The sequence below is a fragment of the Candidatus Deferrimicrobiaceae bacterium genome, from assembly GCA_036504035.1.
Classification (GTDB): Bacteria; Desulfobacterota; Deferrimicrobia; order Deferrimicrobiales; family Deferrimicrobiaceae; genus JANXPS01.
In genome coordinates this window covers 146,326-163,435 of sequence record DASXVV010000011.1, presented here as the reverse complement: position 1 = coordinate 163,435, position 17,110 = coordinate 146,326, and the positions used below count along the sequence as shown (strand labels likewise).

The window sequence follows — 17,110 nt, the reverse complement described above, 5'->3', positions numbered from 1 at the left end:
CCCGAGTTGAGCAGGACCCGAAACCGGAGACCGGCGGGCAGGGGGGCGTGGCTGGCAGCAGCTTGCTGCCTGCTGGCCGCTGCGGCGTGCCCGGCGCAGGAAGACGACGCGCGCCCGAAGATCTTTCTCGAGAAGAAGGTCTATTCCTCCGCGACCGAGACGGGAAGGCGGGTCTTCTACGAGACTCGCACGGTAGGGGAGGGCGACACGCTCTGGAAGATCCTCACCGGACGGGGAGCGCTGACGCCCGACCAGTACGCCGATCAGCTTCGGGAATTCCGTCGGATCAATCCCGCGATCACCGACCCCGACAAACTGGTTCCGGGACAGCGGCTTCAGGTTCCTCTTTCATCCGGCGCCCCGGACGCGGGCGTCCGCGACGGCAAGGCGGTCGCCCATCGCGTGGCGAAGGGGCAGTCGCTGACCCGGATCCTTCGGGCGCGCGGCGTCGCCCGCCCGGAAATGGCCAAATACCTCGGTGCCGTCAAGGCGCTCAATCCGGCGATCCGCAACGTCGACAAGATCATGGCGGGCAAGACGATCTACCTTCCGACCGAGGGGTACTTCAAGCCGACCGAGGCCCTTCCTCCGAAGGAGGTTGCGGGGACCGCCGGCGACGTCCCGGAGCCGAAGCTGGTCGAGGCTCCGCCCCCGCCGGTCGCTGCCTCCGAGCCCGCGCCTGCCCCCGAGGCCACGCCTGCCCCCGAACCCGCGGCCGCGCCGTCGCCCGCCGCGACCACCGCACCCGGGCAGGCGGCTTCGAATCCCCCGGCGTCGACGGCCGAGGCGCCGCCCGCCCCCGTTTCCCCGGAGCCACCGTCACCGGCCGAGCCCCCTGTCGCGGCATTGACCCGGGAGGCGGCCCAGGCGGCCGAAGAGCCCGAGATCCCCGTCGCGAAGCCGGAGGCGCAGCTGGAGGCCTGGCCGAAGGCTGCCGCAACCGAGGAGCCGCCCGTCTCGTCCGTGACCGCCCCCTCCGAGAAGATTCCGCCGGCGGCGACGCGCCCCGAGCGCCCGCCCTATCGCGGCTTGCTGGCCGATGTGGCGGCGGCGCTCGGCGAGAAGTGGATCGACCGCGGCACGCTCTACCTCCCCATGGAGAAAGGCGGGGAGGTGGTGGTCAATCTGGCCGATTTCCCCGTCGTGCGCTTCGGTACCGGCCGCAGCGCCCTGATCGATTTCCACGGATCGCTGCCTTCCGATGTCCGGACGCTGGTCTCCGGCACCTGGAAAGACTACGGCATCGTGGCGCTGGACTCCGCTTCGGGGCCTGAAGAGAGGATCGACCGGCTGCTCGCCGCGTCCGGCTACGCTTCCGTCAAGGAAGGGACGAGCCGCCCGCTGGTCATCGGCGAGTCGGTCTCGGTCACCTTGCCGTCGCGCTGGCAGCTCTTCCGGACGCGCCAGGCGCTCGAGGCCGGCGATGTCACGCTGCTCAAGGAAGTGCCCGAGAAGATGTCGGCCGGCCTCGATGCCGTGCTGACCTACGCGGGGCGCCTCGGCATCCGGGTCCTGCCCGTCGCGTGGGATACCGCGACCCGCGAGGGCTTCATGGCCGGGTTGACCGAGCGGAAGCTCGAAGCGCCCGAGCCTCGGCGGTTGCCGTCGGGCGCCCTCCCGGCGCTCGATGCGGCGCTGTCGCTGCTGTCGATCCCGTCCGAGGTCGACCCGACGATCCGGGTTTCCGGCAAGAACGACGCGTTCCGCCTGACGGTTCGTCCCGAGCGCGGGTTCACGGTGGATGGCGTCCGCTACATCGCCGACCTGGGGCAGATGTCGCCCGCGATCCGCTCGCTCGTCAAGAGCGCCGGTTATCGGGTGTTTCCGCTGGGCAAGGGAGAATCGGGCAAGATAATCCTTTTGCGACTTTTGAAGCTTGCCGGGCATCCGTACGAGGAACGCCGAAGGTATCTTCTGGCCGGGGGGTCAGGCGCCGGTTTCGAGCTCCACGTCAGCGGTACGTTCATCACGTCGAAGCGTTTGCTCGAGTCTCGTTCCGCGCGGGCGCTGATCGTCGTCAAGGGAAGGCAGCATGCCGCTACACGCGCCATGCTTCGCGAACTGGGAATCGAAGTGATCGAATGGGTGGATTGAGATGATGAAGCCACGGCTCGCTGTCGTCCTGCTGCTCCTGACCGTCATGGTCCTGCTGTTCGGCTGGCGGTTCGCGAAGGATACGAGCGTGCGTCAAGCCGATGTCCTGACGCGTGAGGCCGGCCGGCTGTTCCATGACTGGCGCCTGCAGCCGATGCCCGCAACGGCCGCCGTCGACGCCGAGGCCGCCGTCAACCGGGCTTCGGCCATCATCGGCCGGCGGGTCGTCCTGCCGCGCGATGCCGTGTTCGCTTACGCGGTCGTCTCCTCTGAAAAGACGGGCGCGCGCAAGGCCGCTGCCGTCCGGTTCCTGGCCGACAACGAGGCGTTCCTGCTGCTGGTCGTGTCGCAGGGTGGGACACTCGGGCAGGGGCTCGCGACCCCGCCGTCCCCCTTCCCGGGCGCGTTCTTTCTCTCGGGAGTGCGCGAGGGCGTCTCTTTCGTCCTCTGGAAGCGCGACGCCCTGTTCTACTGCCTCGTGTCCGACCGGGACATGACGCGCGTGTTCGACCTGGTCCGTCGTCATTTCCAGTAGTGCGATGGTATAATAGTAACTAATCCTGCCGGAGGTATCTCTCATGAAGGCCGAAGTCCAGAAAGTGCTCGATAAAATCCGCCCGGCTCTGCAGGCCGACGGTGGCGATGTCGAACTTGTCGACGTCGAAGGGGGCGTCGTGAAAGTGCGCCTGACCGGCGCGTGCGGCGGTTGCCCGATGGCGACCATGACACTCAAGGGCGGCATCGAAGCCACGCTCAAGCGGGAGATCCCCGCGGTCGAGCGGGTTGAACAGGTCTAATCAAACACAAGGAAGAAGGGGGAAAGGAAATGGCTTACAAGATCACCGAAGAATGCATCGCTTGCGGCGCGTGCGCGCCCGAATGCCCTGTCCAGTGCATCTCGGAAGGCGACCCGATCTACAAGATCGACGCGGCGACGTGCACCGATTGCGGCGCCTGCGCGGGTGTCTGCCCGACCGGTGCCTGCGTCCCGGCGTAACGCGGATACCGAAACGGGAAAAGGTCGGCGGCGTTCGCCGACGGGTCATGCCCCCTGGGGCGGGAAAGCATCTTTCCCGCCCCAGGCCGTTTTGGGAGGGAGACTATTGGAGCAGCTTCGAAACTTCCTGGTCGAAGGCGGCCTTGTCCATGAAGCCGACGTGGACGTTGCGGATGGCGCCGTCCCGTCCCACGAAAAACGTGGTGGGGATCGCGCTGACGCCGCCGTATGCCTTGGCCGTGGCCCCATCGCCTCCCAGCAACACCGGGTAGGTGATCTTCTGCTCGGCGACGAAGGACGGCAGCTTGTCGCGCGTGTCGCTGTCGACCGAGATGCCGACCATCGCGAACCCTTGGCCCTTGTATTTCTCGAAGACTTCGACGAAGCCGGGGATCTCGCCGCGGCACGGGGGGCACCAGGTGGCGAAGAAATTGATCACGGTGGGCTTGCCCATCAGCGTGGCCGAATCGAAGGGGTTGCCCTGGACGTCCTTCAGGGTGAACGACGGGGCCATCTGGCCGCCGGCCGGTGTCGCCGCCCCGGGCTGTGGAACGGAAGGGGTCCCGCTCCCGCGCTGCCAGCGGCTATAGAAAAAGACGGCCGCGACGAACACAACGACCAGCGCCACTGCCATCACCAGGTGCTCTTTCTTCATGGACAACCCTCCGTCGTGCGATTTATGATGCCTTTTTCCCGCCGGACTTGTCGCGCAACGGCTATTTTCGGATAATATGCGTGAAACGGAAAGCCCTTTTCCCTTATCCAACGAAGAGGCACTATACCCCACGGAGGTTTTCTATGCCGGACTGGACGATCAAGGAAGTTCTGGAAAGAGCGCTGCAGATCGAGGCGGAAAATTACGGAGAGTACCAGCGGGAGTCCGCCGACGCCTCCAACCCCGCCGTCAAGGCCATGTTCACGTTCCTGGCCGAGGAAGAGAAGCGGCACATCAAGCTGATCAAGGACAAGATGGCCGAGTTCAACATTACCGAATAGCCATCGAAAGGGCAGGCGCGCCATGGCGCACATTTTCTTCGACCACATATCCACCACCCCTGTCGACCCGCGGGTGATTGAGGCGATGCTGCCGTACTTCAGCGAGAAGTACGGGAACCCGTCTTCGCACATCCACGACCAGGGACAGACGGCGGTACGCACGCTCGATGCGTCGCGGGGCACGGTAGCGAAGCTGGTCAACGCGCAGCCCGGCGAGATCGTCTTCACCTCCGGTGCGACCGAGGCGAACAACCTGGCCATCAAGGGGGCTGCCGGCGCCGGTTCGAAGAAGGGGCGCCACATCGTCGTGTCCGAAGTCGAGCACTTCTCGGTCCTCAACGCGCTGCTTCCGCTTCGTGCCGCGGGGTACGAGATCACGACGCTCCACGTCGACCGCGACGGCAAGGTCGACCCCGATGCCGTCCGCAAGGCGATCCGGCCCGATACGGTGCTCGTCTCGGTCATGCACGCCAACGCCGAGATCGGCACGATCCAGCCCGTCGCCGAGATCGGCCGAATCGCACGCGAGCGGGGCGTCCTTTTCCACACCGATGCCACCGCGTCGGCCGGTCATATCCCGGTCGACGTCGAGGCGATCGGCGCCGACCTGCTCACCCTCTCGGCCCACAATTTCTACGGCCCCAAAGGCATCGGGGCGCTTTACGTCCGCAAGGGAACCCGGCTCGAATCGCTGATCGACGGCGGATTCCAGGAGGGTGGCTACCGTGCGGGCACCGAAAACGTCCCCGGCATCGTGGGAATGGCGGCTGCGGCCGAAATCGCCACGGCCGAGAGCGCCGGCTGGGCCGAGAAGCTGGCGCCGATGGGCCGCCGGCTCTGGAAAGGCCTGGGCGATTCCATCCCGCTGCTCCATTTCACGGGACACCCGACCGACCGGCTCCCGGGGCACGTCAGCTTCTGGGTCGAGCACGCCGAGGGCGAATCGCTGCTCCTGCTGCTCAACATGCAGGGCGTGATGGCCGCGTCCGGGTCGGCGTGCAGCTCCAACCTGCGAGGGCACGACGAGGAAGACCTCGTGGCGTCCACGGTGCTCAAGGCGATCGGCGTTCCCAGCGACATCTGCACCGGGTCGGTGACCTTCAGCCTGGGCAAGGACAACAGCGACGCCGAGGTCGACCACGTCCTCTCGGTGCTTCCGACGATCGTCTCGCGCCTGCGCGAGATGTCGCCTACGTGGCTCGATTACCAGAAACAGCAGGCAAGCCAAGGAGGCTGATCATGGCCAGCGGGCCGTATACCGAAAAGGTGATGGATCATTTCATGAATCCGCGCAACGTGGGCGAGATCGAAAACGCCGACGGCGTCGGCGAGGTCGGCAACCCGGCTTGCGGCGACATGATGCGGCTCTACGTCAAGGTCGACAGCGGCAAGGTGGCCGACGCCAAGTTCCGCACCTTCGGCTGCGGGGCGGCGATCGCTTCCAGCTCGATGCTGACCGAGATGATCAAGGGCAAAACGATCGACGAGGCGCGCGCAATCACCAATACGCAGGTTTCCGAGGCGCTGGGCGGGTTGCCCGAGGTCAAGATCCACTGTTCAGTGATGGCCGAGGAAGCGGTGAAGGCGGCGCTCGACGACTACAGCAAGAAACATCCCGCATAAAAAATACGCACGGAGGATCCCGATGACCAAGACCCCGATCGATGTTCTCAAGATGGCGCTCGCGCGCGAGAAGGACGCCGTCCAGTATTACAAGGAATTTGCCATGACCGCCGAAAACGATTCGATCAAGGAGATGTTCGCGTTCCTGGTCGAAGAAGAGAAGAAGCACGTCAAGCTGCTTCAGGAAGAGCTCGAGAAGGAAGTCTACCAAGAAAACTAGCCGCGGTTTCAGACGCCTGTCCCCGGAGGGGCTTCTTCTCCGGGGGCGGCGCTTTTCTTTTTCCCATCCCCTTGCCTTGCGTTCTGCCACATCCCCCAAGGAGTATCGACGATGCCTCCCATGAAATCGGTCGACGAACTGATGGCTGCCGGTACCGGTTACCAGCGTTCGATGATGATCTTCACCGCATTGCGGCTGGGCGTCTTCGCCGCGCTGGCCGATGGCGAGGACGGGGCCGGCGCGCTCGCATCCCGGCTGGGGGCGGAGGGGCGTCGCCTCGAAGTGCTCCTGGAAGGGCTATGCGCGCTGGGGTTGCTCCGGAAGCGGGGCGGGAAATTCCGGAACGGCCCCGTGGCCCGCGAATTTCTGCTGGATGGCCCCCGGTCCAAGGCGTCGATCCTGCTTCACCACTTCGACGGCTGGGACGACTGGGGGCGGCTCGAGTCGAAGATACGCGCCGGCCGGAAGGGGCGCGGGCCGGGTGGCGACCTCCAGGAGAACTTCATCCGGGGGATGGAGGAAAATGCCCGCGAGCGGGCCGAGGCCGTGGCCGGTCGGATGCCGCTGCGGACCGGTGAGCGGTTGCTCGACCTGGGCGGCGGCCCGGGGACCTACGCCTGGGCCTGGGCGCGGCGCCATCCCGACGCCGCGGTGACATTGTTCGATATCCCCGAGACGCTGCGCGTGGCCCGGAAGATCCTGGCCGAAAAGGGGGCGAAGGGGCGCGTGAAGCTCTTGGCCGGCGATTTCCTGAAGGACCCCGTCGGAGGTCCTTACGACTTCGTCTGGATCTCGCAGATCCTGCACGCCTTCTCGCGCGAGGAGTGCCTGTCGATCCTCCGGAAGGCGCACGCCGCGCTGGCGCCCGGAGGCCGGGTGGCCATCCAGGAGTTCCTGCTCGATCCGTCGAGGACGTCGCCGGAAGGCCCGTCGATCTTTTCCGTACACATGGTAGCGGTTACGGAAGCCGGTCAGTCGTGGACCGCGGGCGACATCGGCGCGATGCTGGCCGAGGCGGGGTTTGCGCGAACCCGAAAAGGAAAAGCCGACGCGCGGGGCGTCGGCATCGTGACGGCGTCGATGGGGTAAAGTGGCGGGCGCTACATGATTTGAACCTATGACTTCCAACGAAGTCATGGGGCTTGCGTTCGATGTCCTTAGAATGGATCGGCAAACAATCATAGCAACGCAAAATATGATTTGCCATAAGGCTGCAAATGGTAAATTATATTTGGTGTTATGGCAAAAATAACCCCCGTGCTCTATCCAAAGTCCATGAAGGAGGCCGGCGCCCTCGGCGAGCGCCTGAGGGACGCCCGCCTGCGCAGGCGCTTTTCGATGGATGTCGTCTGCGTCCGGGCCGGCATCTCGAAGCCGACCCTGGCGAAGATTGAATCCGGCGACCCGTCCGTATCGTTCGGGGCCTATGTCAATGTCCTTCGCGTGCTGGCCCTCATCGACGATCTGGCCTTGGTCGCGAAGGAAGACGCGCTCGGGCGACGCCTCCAGGACGAATCGCTTCCCCGCAGAAAGCGCGCCCCGAAAAGGAAGCCGATCACCGAAGGCGAATCCGGATGACGCCATCTAAACCGACGCAGGTCGACGTCTGGCTGGACGATCCCTCTTTCGGTCCGCTTCAGCGGATCGGCGTTCTCTCGCAGGGTGACCGGGGAAGCATCCGTTTCGCTTACGACGCGGCGTGGCTTGCCGCGGCGCATGCCTTTCCACTCGACCCGGAACTCGATCTGTCCCCCGGGATCTTCTACCCCGGCAAGTCGAACTTCGGCGTCTTCATGGATTCCTGCCCGGATCGGTGGGGACAGTTGCTGATGAGGCGCCGGGAGGCGATCGAGGCCGAGGAAGAGGGGCGCAAGGCGAGAACCCTCGGCCCCTGGGATTTTCTTCTCGGCATCCAGGACGAGACGCGGACGGGCGCCCTCCGTTTTGCCACGGCCGGAACGCGCGTGTTTCTTGCGAGCGAACTGCGATCCGCTCCGCCCATCGCCCGCATCGCCGAATTGCAGGCCGTCGCGCATGAGTTGAGCCGAAAGGAGGGCGCCGATACGGACTCGGCGCGTCTCCGGGAGTGGCTCGAAGTGCTCGTAGCGCCAGGTTCCTCGCTCGGTGGAGCCAGGCCGAAGGCGAACGTCGTCGCGGAAAACGGAAGATTGTGGATCGCGAAATTCCCCGCTGCGGACGATGACCACGATGTCGCCGCTTGGGAAAAGGTCGTCCATGACCTGGCCCGGCAATGCGGCCTGGACGTGCCCGAAGCGCGGTTGATGCGGGTCGGGAAAGGGTATCGGACATTCCTTGTCGAACGGTTCGACCGGGTCGGTATCCGGCGACGTTTCTACGCGTCCGCGATGACGCTCCTCGGGCGAAACGATTCGGATGACGCGAGTTATCTCGAAATCGCCGAGTTCCTTTCCTCCTATGCGGATCCGGAACGTCTAGAAGACGATCTTGCCGAACTCTTCACCCGCGTCATCTTCAACGTGTGCGTGGCCAACCGGGACGACCACCTTAGAAACCACGGCATGTTCCGTACCCCGGCGGGATGGCGGTTGGCGCCGGCGTTCGACATGAACCCGTCTTTCGCGAAGCGGGAACACGTCCTTGCGCTCGACCTCGACGAGAGGCGACCGGATCTCGAGACCGTCCTTTCGACGGCGCCGGGTTATCGACTGGCGAAACTGCGCGCGATGCAGATCGTGGACAGGATTCGAACGACCGTCTCGGGATGGGAGGCCGTCGCCAAAGCCAACGGTCTTTCTTCAAGGGAATGCGCCGAGGCAAAGCATCTGTTCATCGGCCTGTGATGGCGTGATCGGGAATAACGCCCGGTTCGGGTCGAGGAGGACTCCTCCCTCAGAAGCTGACGGTATCAAGCAAGGGATTCCTACGAATAGCAGGCGGATTCCTGTCGCTCATTTCGCCCTCCTCGGGATATTTGTGGAGAAAAGGTGCCAGAAGGGCGGACGGATTTCAGGAGGGGCAGGCGCAAAGGGCGAGACGACCATTGATTCGAAACCGGGGATGCAATAGTTTGAGCCGAGCGTCTGCAAACCCTGCTGGTTCCGAGCATGGTGGTTTACTTCATGTCCTCTTCAGATTCATTGAATTATTCGGATAACAAAGTCTTGTCTGTCAGGAGAAGCCCCGATGTTGATCAAACAACGCGATGACCGGAGCGGCGACGTGGCTGTGCTCCGCCGATTGCTGGAGCAACCGTTGACGGCGAAGCAGCGGTTCCTGATCGAGCGGGAATTGAAATGTCTCGATTCGGGTGTACGTGGGGAAGACAGTTCGGCTTACTACATCGAGTTCCGATATCGGAACAGCCAGAACTGGGCGGTCATTCACGACCTTCGACTGGAACACGAGGGGTTTTCGGCTCAAATCGACCATCTCCTGATCAACCGGTTCCTCGAAGTCTACGTCCTCGAATCGAAGAACTACTATTACGGCATCAAGATCAATCCGGAAGGCGAGTTCCTGGCTTGGAACGGGAAGAGTTACGTCGGGATCGAGTCGCCCGTCGAGCAGAACCGGCGCCACATCGAGCTTCTGGAGAAGGTGATAAAGCAGGCGGGAATCGCGCCGACGCGCCTCGGCATTCCGCTTCCCGTCACCTTCCGAAGCTATGTGATGGTGGCGCCGGGTGCTCGGGTCGACCGCCCTATCAAGGGGAAGCTCGACACCAGCATGGTCGTCAAGGCCGACGACCTGATGAAGACGATCGACGAGCGGTTGGACAGCCCTTCTCCGGCATTCGTGTTCGCCGCGCTCACGAAGGTGGTGTCGGCCGAGACTCTGGAATCGTTCGCGAAGGCGCTCGCCTTCAAGCACAAGCGGGGGGGAATCGACTACGCCGCGAAAATCGGCGTTCCGCTAATTGCCGCGACTCCTCCGCCGCTAGCTGCCCCTCCGCCTCCCGCGCCATCCTCGGGCGGATCGTCCGCAAAGGCCGGCGTCTGCGCCGGGTGCGGAACCGAGGTGGACTCGAAAGTCGTCTATTTCTGCCGGATCAAGAAGGAGCGGTTCGGCGGAAAGATCTTGTGCCGGGAGTGCCAGGGCAAGTATCCGCAGGCTTGATGGACCGATAACTCCCGCTCCCGAGATTGATTCGGGCGTCTGATTGCAATAGTTTGTTCGGAATGCCTTCAACGACTTCCAATTCCGAATGGCTCACCCGGCGCAAGCTTGTCGATCCGAAGCTTTTCGCATCCGGATGGAAGGTCGTCCCGTTCGATGCGTCCCGCCCGTTGTCCACCCTCGATCGCTGCGCCGTTGTCGAATATCCGACGGATAAAGGCCCTGCCGATTACGCGCTCTGCGTTGGCGGCCGGATTCTCGGAATCGTCGAAGCGAAGAAACTGTCGCTTGGTCCACAGAACGTCCTGTCCCAGGCGGAGCGATACTCCAAGGGCGCTACTGCCAACCCGCTGTCGTTCGGCGCGTTCCACGTGCCATTCCTTTATTCGACCAACGGCGAACTCATCTGGCATCACGATGTCCGACACCCGAACAATCGTTCCCGAAAGGTTGTGGCGTTCCCGACGCCTTCGGCGCTCGAGGAATTGCTTGGCCGCGATTTCGAGGGCGCGCTTGCCACGCTCGGGGCACTTCCCAACAACCACCCCCGACTTCGCCCCTATCAGATCGAGTGCAATGACGCTGTAGAGGTGGCCATCGCGGAGCGTCGCCGGAAACTGCTTGTGGCGATGGCGACCGGAACCGGCAAGACGTTCACGCTGGTCAACCAGATCTACCGGTTGATGAAGTCCGGCGTCGCGAAGCGGATCCTGTTTCTCGTCGACCGTCGCGCATTGGCCGCACAAGCGGTGCGCGCAATCACCGCTTTCGAGCCGGAAATCGGCCACAAGTTCGACCAGATCTACGAGGTTTACAGTCAGCGCTTCCAGGCCGGCGACTTCGGGGAAGAGGAGAAATTCGATCCGAAGGTATTGCCCAACGGCTACCTGACGAATCCCGGACCGGGACACGCCTTCGTCTACGTCAGCACGATCCAGCGGATGACGATCAACCTGTTCGGGAAGGAAGCCCTTACCGGCCTCGGCGATCCGGAAGGTGAAGACGATGCCGACCGGCTCGACATCCCCGCCCATGCGTTCGACCTGATCGTGGCCGACGAGTGCCATCGGGGATATACGGCCAACGAACTCAACATCTGGCGCGACACGCTCGACTATTTCGATGCGATCAAAGTCGGTCTGACCGCGACCCCTGCGGCGCACACGCTGGCCTACTTCGATAACGTGGCCTACCGGTACGAGTACGAGCGTGCAGTGAGAGAAGGATTTCTCGTCGATTACGACGTGGTCGCGGTCCGCTCCGCCGTCCGGATGGCCGGCGCTTTCCTAAGCGAAGGCGAATTGGTCGGCGTCGTCGACATCAAGAGCGGCGCCGAAAAGATGGATCACCTCGAAGACGAACGCACCTATGAGGCGGGCGCCATCGAACGCGACATCACGGTTCCCGATTCGAACCGGAAGATCCTCGAAGAGGTGAAGAAGTACGCCCTCGAACATGAGGAGCGGACCGGCCGTTTCCCCAAGACGCTGATCTTCGCGGTCAATGACCTGCCGCACACCTCCCACGCCGACCAGTTGGTCCAGACGGCGCGGGATGTCTTCGGTCGCGGCGAATCGTTCGTCACGAAGATCACCGGCAAGGTCGATCGACCGCTTCAGCGGATCCGCGAGTTCCGGAATCGCCCCGAACCGGGCATCGTCCTCACCGTCGATCTGCTTTCGACCGGCGTCGATATACCCGACCTGGAATTCATCGTGTTCCTGCGGCCGGTGAAGTCGCGCATTCTGTTTGAGCAGATGCTGGGGCGTGGCACGCGCAAGGGCGAGAAGTTCCCGGACAAGTCGCATTTCACCGTCTTCGACTGTTTCGACGGCACCCTGATCGAATATTTCCGGCAGGCGACTGCGATTACCGAGCTGGTCCCCGTCGGCCCGACGCGCACAATCATCGAAATCATCGAGGATGTTTGGCAGAACCGCGACCGGGAATACAACACCCGCTGTCTCGTCAAACGCCTCATGCGGATCGACAAAGAGATGGCGGGCGAGGCGCGCACCGACTTTGCTGCATTCATCCCGGACGGCGACATGCGGCATTTCGCGGAAACGCTCCCCGGCCGGATCGAGAACGACTTCACCGCCGTCATGGCCATCCTGCGCAATCTGTTCTTCCAGAAACTGCTGGTCGACTTCAAGCGGCCCGATCGGACCTTCCTGAAGGGGCTCGAAGTGGTCGATCAGGTCGAAAGTGTCTGGATGGTCCGCGACGCCGAAGGGAAGGAATACAAGCCGGAAGACTATCTGGTCGCCTTCTCCCGTTTCGTCGAGGAGAACCGAGACTCGATCGACGCGCTTCAGATCCTGCTCGACCGTCCCGCGGACTGGGGTGTCGAGCCGCTGGGTGAATTGCGCAAGAAGCTGGCCGCGGCCTCGCCGCTTCGTTTCGAAGAGGAGACGCTGCGGAGAGCACATGAGAAGGCGCTGCACAAGGCGATGGCCGACATCATCTCGATGGTCCGCCATGCGGCGAAAAGCGAAGAAGGATTGTTCACCGCGGAGGAGCGGGTTGCCCGCGCGATGATGCGGATCACCGGCGGGATCGATTTCACGCCCGAGCAGATGGAATGGCTCCAGCGGATCCGGGCGCATCTGGTAAAAAATCTTTCGATCGGACGGGACGACTTCGCCTTCATCCCAGTGTTTTCCAGCGCCGGCGGATGGGGCCGCGCCGATCGCGTCTTCGGCGGAACCCTTCCCGAAATGATCCATCGACTCAACGAAGCCGTCGCAACGGCGAACTGAAGGGAATTGAATGAGCGACATCGTCGGAAAACTGTGGGGCTTCTGTCACACGCTTCGTCATGACGGGATCGACTACGGCGACTACATCGAGCAGATCACCTACCTGCTGTTTTTGAAAATGGCTGACGAGCGCAGCATCGACCTTCGCAAGATCGACTGGAAGAACGAGAAGGGGCAGTCGGTCACGACCGATTGCGGCTGGGACGCCTTGCGCGAGGCCAACGGTACCGCACTGCTGGAACATTTCTCGGATGTGCTCCGGGCGCTCGGCAAACAACCGGCGCTTCTCGGCGATATCTTCGGCAAGGCCATGCCCCGCTTCAACAACCCGGTCAACCTCAAGCGGTTCATCGGCCTGATCGACGCGGAAGACTGGATGTCGCTCGACCTCGACGTCAAGGGCGCCGTCTTTGAAGGGTTGCTGGAAAAGGCGGCCAACGAAGGGAAAAAGGGGGCGGGGCAATACTTCACCCCGCGCGTTCTCATCCAGTCGATCGTGCGCGTCATGCACCCGGACCCGCGTGGAAAAGCCGATTTCAAGGTGTGCGACCCCGCTTGTGGCACCGGCGGATTTCTCGTCTGCGCCCACGAATGGCTGATGGAGCAGAGCGGCGGCGTCTTCGACCGCACCGAGGCGAAACGGATCGCCAAGAGCACCTATTTTGGACAGGATCTCGTCGAACGCCCGCGACGCCTGGCGTTGATGAACTTGTATCTGCACGGGGTCGAGCCGCACATCTACTTGGGCGACACGATATACGAGCCCGACCGGGGCGAGCGGTACGACGTGATCCTCACCAATCCGCCGTTCGGCACCAAGGGCGCAAACCAGGCGCCCGAGCGGGAAGACTTCACGATCGAGACGAGCAACAAGCAGCTCAACTTCGTCCAGCATGTCGTGAACATCCTGAAGCCCGGCGGCCGTGCCGCGATGGTCCTTCCCGATAACTGCTTGTTCGAGGGGAAAGCGGGCGAGGTGTTCGAGATCTTGATGAAGGATTGCAACCTGCACACGGTTCTGCGGTTGCCGCGCGGCACCTTCACGCCGTACAGCCAGGGCGTCAAGGCGAACGTCATTTTCTTCCAGAAGGGGTTGCCGACCGAGACGACCTGGATCTTCGACGCCCGATCAAACGTGCCCGGCATCACGAAGAAGGATCGTCCGCTGTCAGCCGCCCACTTCACCGAATTCGACGCGGCCTACGGAAAGGACCCAAACGGCCGAGCGCCCCGCAAGGACCAGGGCGAAACGGGCCGCTTCCGCCCCTTCTCTCTGGCGGACATCAAGGCGCGCGACTACAAGCTCGACATCACCTGGATGAAGGACGACTCGATCGAGGACGGCGACGCGCTTCCCGAGCCGCAGGATCTCGCAAGTGAAGCAATCACCGAACTGGAAGCGGTCGTCGACGACCTCAAGGAAATCGTCCGCCTGATCGAGCAGGAAGAGGGGGTTGCCGATGCCTGACTTGCCGCAACAGGCCGGAGAAGCGTATTCGGAACTGCTGGGCACGGTCAAGGGCGCCATCCGTCAGGCGCGCATTCGTGCGGCCCGGACCGTCAACCGGGAACTGATCGGGCTCTACTGGAACATCGGCCGCGAAATCGCGGAGCGATCGGAACGGGCCGGATGGGGGAAAGGGATCGTCGAGAAGCTGTCGCGCGATTTGAGCGAGGCGTTCCCTGATTCAAGAGGATTCTCACCGAACAGTCTCTGGTCGATGCAGCAGCTATATCTGGAATATCGGGAATCGCCAATTCTCCCACAGCTTGTGGGAGAAATTCCGTGGGGGCATAACCGGCTGATTATAAACAAGGTAAAGTCGCCGGGAGCCCGCGAATATTACCTGCGGATGTCCGCCGAACAAGGGTGGAGCCGCAACGTCCTGCTCCACCAGATCCAGAGTCAGGCATTCGAACGCCACCGGGAGATCCCGAAGCAGCACAACTTCGCCGACACGCTGCCGCAGGCGCTGGCCGAGCAGGCGGACGAAGCGATGAAGGACATCTATGTGCTCGACTTCCTGGGCATCGCCAGGCCGGTGCTGGAACGGGAACTGGAGCGACGGATGATCGGCCGGATCCGCGACGTGATCCTCGAACTCGGCTACGGGTTTTCCTTCATCGGGAACCAGTACCGTTTGGCTCTCGGCGAAAAGGAATATTTCATCGACCTGCTTTTCTACCATCGGAAGCTGAAAAGTCTGGTGGCGGTCGAACTCAAGGCGGGCGCGTTCCAGCCGGAATACGCCGGCAAGATGAACCTCTACCTGAATCTGCTTGACGACTTCGTCCGCGAACCGGGCGAGAATCCGTCCATCGGGATCATCCTTTGCGCCGACCGCGACCGGGTCGAGGTGGAATACTCGCTGCGCGGCATCGACAAGCCGATGGGCGTATCGGGTTACACCCTGACGCGCGACCTTCCGGCAGAACTGGCGGGCAAGCTTCCGGATGCGGGGATGATGGAGGCCGAGATCCTCAAGGAGCTCGCCGCCGAAGAAGAGGCAGGCAAGGCGTGAGCGAGTTGCCCAAGGGGTGGGCAACATCGACCATCGGCGAGCTGTTTGAATCGCACGGTGGCGGCACGCCTGATCGTTCAAACCCCGATTATTGGAATGGGGAAATCCCTTGGCTTTCCTCGGGCGACATAAAGTCTGCGATCATCTCTTCCGCCACAGAAACCATCACGCTTTTGGCGATCGAGAAATCATCCGCCCGGATGTGTCGCCCCGGATCTATCTTGATCGTCGTTCGAAGCGGAATTCTGAAACACACCCTCCCAGTTTCAATTCTTGCAACTGATGCCGCGGTCAATCAGGACATCAAGTGTTTCGATAGTGGCAACGACGACCTGAACCGTTGGCTCGCGATTTCATTGCGGGCATCCTCGCAGGAATTGCTTTCAGAGAACCGGGAGGGAACGACCGTCCAGAGCGTAAAATCCGAAACGCTCAATAATTTCTCGTTGCCGGTTCCCCCACTCGCCGAGCAGCGTCGGATCGTCGCCAAGCTGGAGGCGCTCGTCGGGAAGGTCGACGACTGCCGGAAGCGGCTCGACAAGATTCCCATCCTCCTCAAGCGCTTCCGCCAGTCCGTCCTCGCCGCCGCCTGCTCCGGCCGCCTGACCGCCGACTGGCGGGAGAGGAATAGAGAATCATCGTCCCCCGTATTTATCGGCACTCCGGATGAGAACCTTCCCGAGCTATGGCGTTCATGCTGCATCAACGATATCGGCAAGGTCGGCAACGGAAGCACTCCATCCAGGAAGCGCTCTGAATATTGGAATGGGAACATTCATTGGGTCAGTTCCGGCGAGGTAAAGAACAACATCATTTGCGAAACACGAGAATCGATCAGCAAGGAGGGTTATGACAACTCCTCCGTAAAACTATTGCCACCCGGTACGGTCCTGTTAGCTATGATTGGGGAAGGGAAGACCAGAGGGCAATCGGCTATTCTCCGGATCGAAGCGACCATCAACCAGAACATTGCGGGCATTGTGCTCTATTCGGAACTCATTTCGTCGGAATACCTATGGTACTGGTACCGCGGCCAGTATGAAACTACACGGCAAAGCGGAAGCGGATCGGGTCCCCAAGCGTTGAATTGCAAGCGAGTTCGGGAACTTCCCCTGAATCTTCCTCCTCTTCCAGAACAGCATGAAATCGTTCGTCGAGTCGAGGCGTTATTTGCTGTCGCGGCCCAACTCGAGACACGATACGCGAAGGCTAAGGGATACTTCGACCGGTTGACGCAATCGATCCTAGGGAAAGCGTTCCGGGGCGAACTCGTCCCGCAGGACCCAAGCGACGAACCGGCGAGCGTCCTGCTCGAACGGATCCGGGCACAACGGGCCTCGGCTGGGGCACCGCGGACTACGCGTAAACCCCGCAGTGCAGTTACCGCTCCCACGACACTCGAACCGGCGCCGTCGCCCGCCCGTCGTGGACGCCCGCCGAAAGCGGTTCCTCCACCGCATGATTTATCCGCTTTGAACGGTGAGCAGGTGGACATCCTGCTTTCGAAACCCGCCCGGAAAATCCTGAAACGCATGAAGCCAAGCCGCGACTACGCCCGGGCCGATCTCGCCGATGCCCTCGGGTTGTCAGTTGGCGAATGGAATGCCGGCATCAACGAACTCAAGGACGCGGGTCTGGTCGTCCAGACCGGCGAACGCCGCGGAGCAAGATACATGATCGCGATGTGAAATCCGTATGGGGTCGGGATCGTTGGGCCGCAAGATCATCGGATGCAATGACGGCGACGGAGGCGGGCGCATTCTCGAAGCAATGCTTGCCCACGACGAGGCCCGGCTCC

General features: G+C 62.6%; 17 protein-coding genes. 16 read left to right on the top strand and 1 reads right to left on the bottom strand.

Going from position 1 to position 17,110, the window contains the following annotated elements:
* The first annotated feature begins 6 nt into the window (after nucleotides 1-6).
* The 4 genes from VGK27_09805 to VGK27_09790 are packed head-to-tail and all read left to right on the top strand — an operon-like array spanning nucleotide 7 to nucleotide 3,091.
* A complete protein-coding gene (locus VGK27_09805; GenBank protein HEY3490397.1) occupies nucleotides 7-2,094 on the top strand; it encodes a hypothetical protein in 2,088 nt (695 codons plus the stop codon).
* A gap of 1 nt (nucleotide 2,095) precedes the next feature.
* Nucleotides 2,096-2,629, top strand: a complete 534-nt coding sequence (locus tag VGK27_09800; protein HEY3490396.1) for a hypothetical protein — start codon at nucleotides 2,096-2,098, stop codon at nucleotides 2,627-2,629.
* Nucleotides 2,630-2,672: 43 nt separating this feature from the next.
* Complete coding sequence (locus tag VGK27_09795; protein HEY3490395.1) at nucleotides 2,673-2,891, top strand: NifU family protein; 219 nt, start codon at nucleotides 2,673-2,675, stop codon at nucleotides 2,889-2,891.
* Nucleotides 2,892-2,920: 29 nt separating this feature from the next.
* Entirely contained in the window at nucleotides 2,921-3,091 is a 171-nt protein-coding gene (locus VGK27_09790; GenBank protein ID HEY3490394.1) for a 4Fe-4S binding protein, read from the top strand.
* 103 nt (nucleotides 3,092-3,194) lie between these two features.
* Here VGK27_09790 and VGK27_09785 read toward each other — a convergent pair whose 3' ends face one another.
* Nucleotides 3,195-3,746, bottom strand: coding sequence for a TlpA disulfide reductase family protein (locus tag VGK27_09785; GenBank protein HEY3490393.1), 552 nt, complete (start codon nucleotides 3,744-3,746; stop codon nucleotides 3,195-3,197).
* Between the two features lie 143 nt (nucleotides 3,747-3,889).
* On the opposite strand from VGK27_09785, the gene VGK27_09780 reads away from it, so the two are divergent.
* From VGK27_09780 to VGK27_09725, 12 genes are all read left to right on the top strand, one after another.
* Entirely contained in the window at nucleotides 3,890-4,087 is a 198-nt protein-coding gene (locus VGK27_09780) for a ferritin family protein (protein HEY3490392.1), read from the top strand.
* 22 nt (nucleotides 4,088-4,109) lie between these two features.
* The gene (locus VGK27_09775; GenBank protein HEY3490391.1) at nucleotides 4,110-5,324 is read left to right on the top strand and encodes a cysteine desulfurase family protein; all 1,215 of its coding nucleotides are present in this window, start codon (nucleotides 4,110-4,112) and stop codon (nucleotides 5,322-5,324) included.
* Nucleotides 5,325-5,326: 2 nt separating this feature from the next.
* The gene (gene nifU, locus VGK27_09770; protein ID HEY3490390.1) at nucleotides 5,327-5,710 is read left to right on the top strand and encodes a Fe-S cluster assembly scaffold protein NifU; all 384 of its coding nucleotides are present in this window, start codon (nucleotides 5,327-5,329) and stop codon (nucleotides 5,708-5,710) included.
* 22 nt (nucleotides 5,711-5,732) lie between these two features.
* Entirely contained in the window at nucleotides 5,733-5,930 is a 198-nt protein-coding gene (locus VGK27_09765) for a ferritin family protein (protein ID HEY3490389.1), read from the top strand.
* Between the two features lie 111 nt (nucleotides 5,931-6,041).
* Nucleotides 6,042-7,019, top strand: coding sequence for a methyltransferase (locus tag VGK27_09760; protein ID HEY3490388.1), 978 nt, complete (start codon nucleotides 6,042-6,044; stop codon nucleotides 7,017-7,019).
* 150 nt (nucleotides 7,020-7,169) lie between these two features.
* Nucleotides 7,170-7,508 carry a helix-turn-helix domain-containing protein gene (locus tag VGK27_09755; GenBank protein ID HEY3490387.1) on the top strand — a complete coding sequence of 113 codons (339 nt, stop codon included), beginning with the start codon at nucleotides 7,170-7,172 and terminating at the stop codon, nucleotides 7,506-7,508.
* The gene (locus VGK27_09750; GenBank protein ID HEY3490386.1) at nucleotides 7,505-8,752 is read left to right on the top strand and encodes a HipA domain-containing protein; all 1,248 of its coding nucleotides are present in this window, start codon (nucleotides 7,505-7,507) and stop codon (nucleotides 8,750-8,752) included. The genes VGK27_09755 and VGK27_09750 overlap by 4 nt, the downstream gene beginning before the upstream one ends.
* Nucleotides 8,753-9,095: 343 nt before the next feature.
* Nucleotides 9,096-10,028, top strand: coding sequence for a nuclease-related domain-containing protein (locus tag VGK27_09745; protein HEY3490385.1), 933 nt, complete (start codon nucleotides 9,096-9,098; stop codon nucleotides 10,026-10,028).
* A gap of 62 nt (nucleotides 10,029-10,090) precedes the next feature.
* Entirely contained in the window at nucleotides 10,091-12,790 is a 2,700-nt protein-coding gene (locus VGK27_09740; GenBank protein HEY3490384.1) for a type I restriction-modification enzyme R subunit C-terminal domain-containing protein, read from the top strand.
* Between the two features lie 10 nt (nucleotides 12,791-12,800).
* Nucleotides 12,801-14,258, top strand: coding sequence for an N-6 DNA methylase (locus VGK27_09735; protein ID HEY3490383.1), 1,458 nt, complete (start codon nucleotides 12,801-12,803; stop codon nucleotides 14,256-14,258).
* On the top strand, nucleotides 14,251-15,312 hold the full coding sequence (locus tag VGK27_09730; protein ID HEY3490382.1) for a PDDEXK nuclease domain-containing protein: 1,062 nt from the start codon (nucleotides 14,251-14,253) through the stop codon (nucleotides 15,310-15,312). Before VGK27_09735 ends, VGK27_09730 begins: the two co-directional genes overlap by 8 nt.
* On the top strand, nucleotides 15,309-17,000 hold the full coding sequence (locus tag VGK27_09725) for a restriction endonuclease subunit S (protein HEY3490381.1): 1,692 nt from the start codon (nucleotides 15,309-15,311) through the stop codon (nucleotides 16,998-17,000). Before VGK27_09730 ends, VGK27_09725 begins: the two co-directional genes overlap by 4 nt.
* The last annotated feature ends 110 nt before the right edge of the window (nucleotides 17,001-17,110 follow it).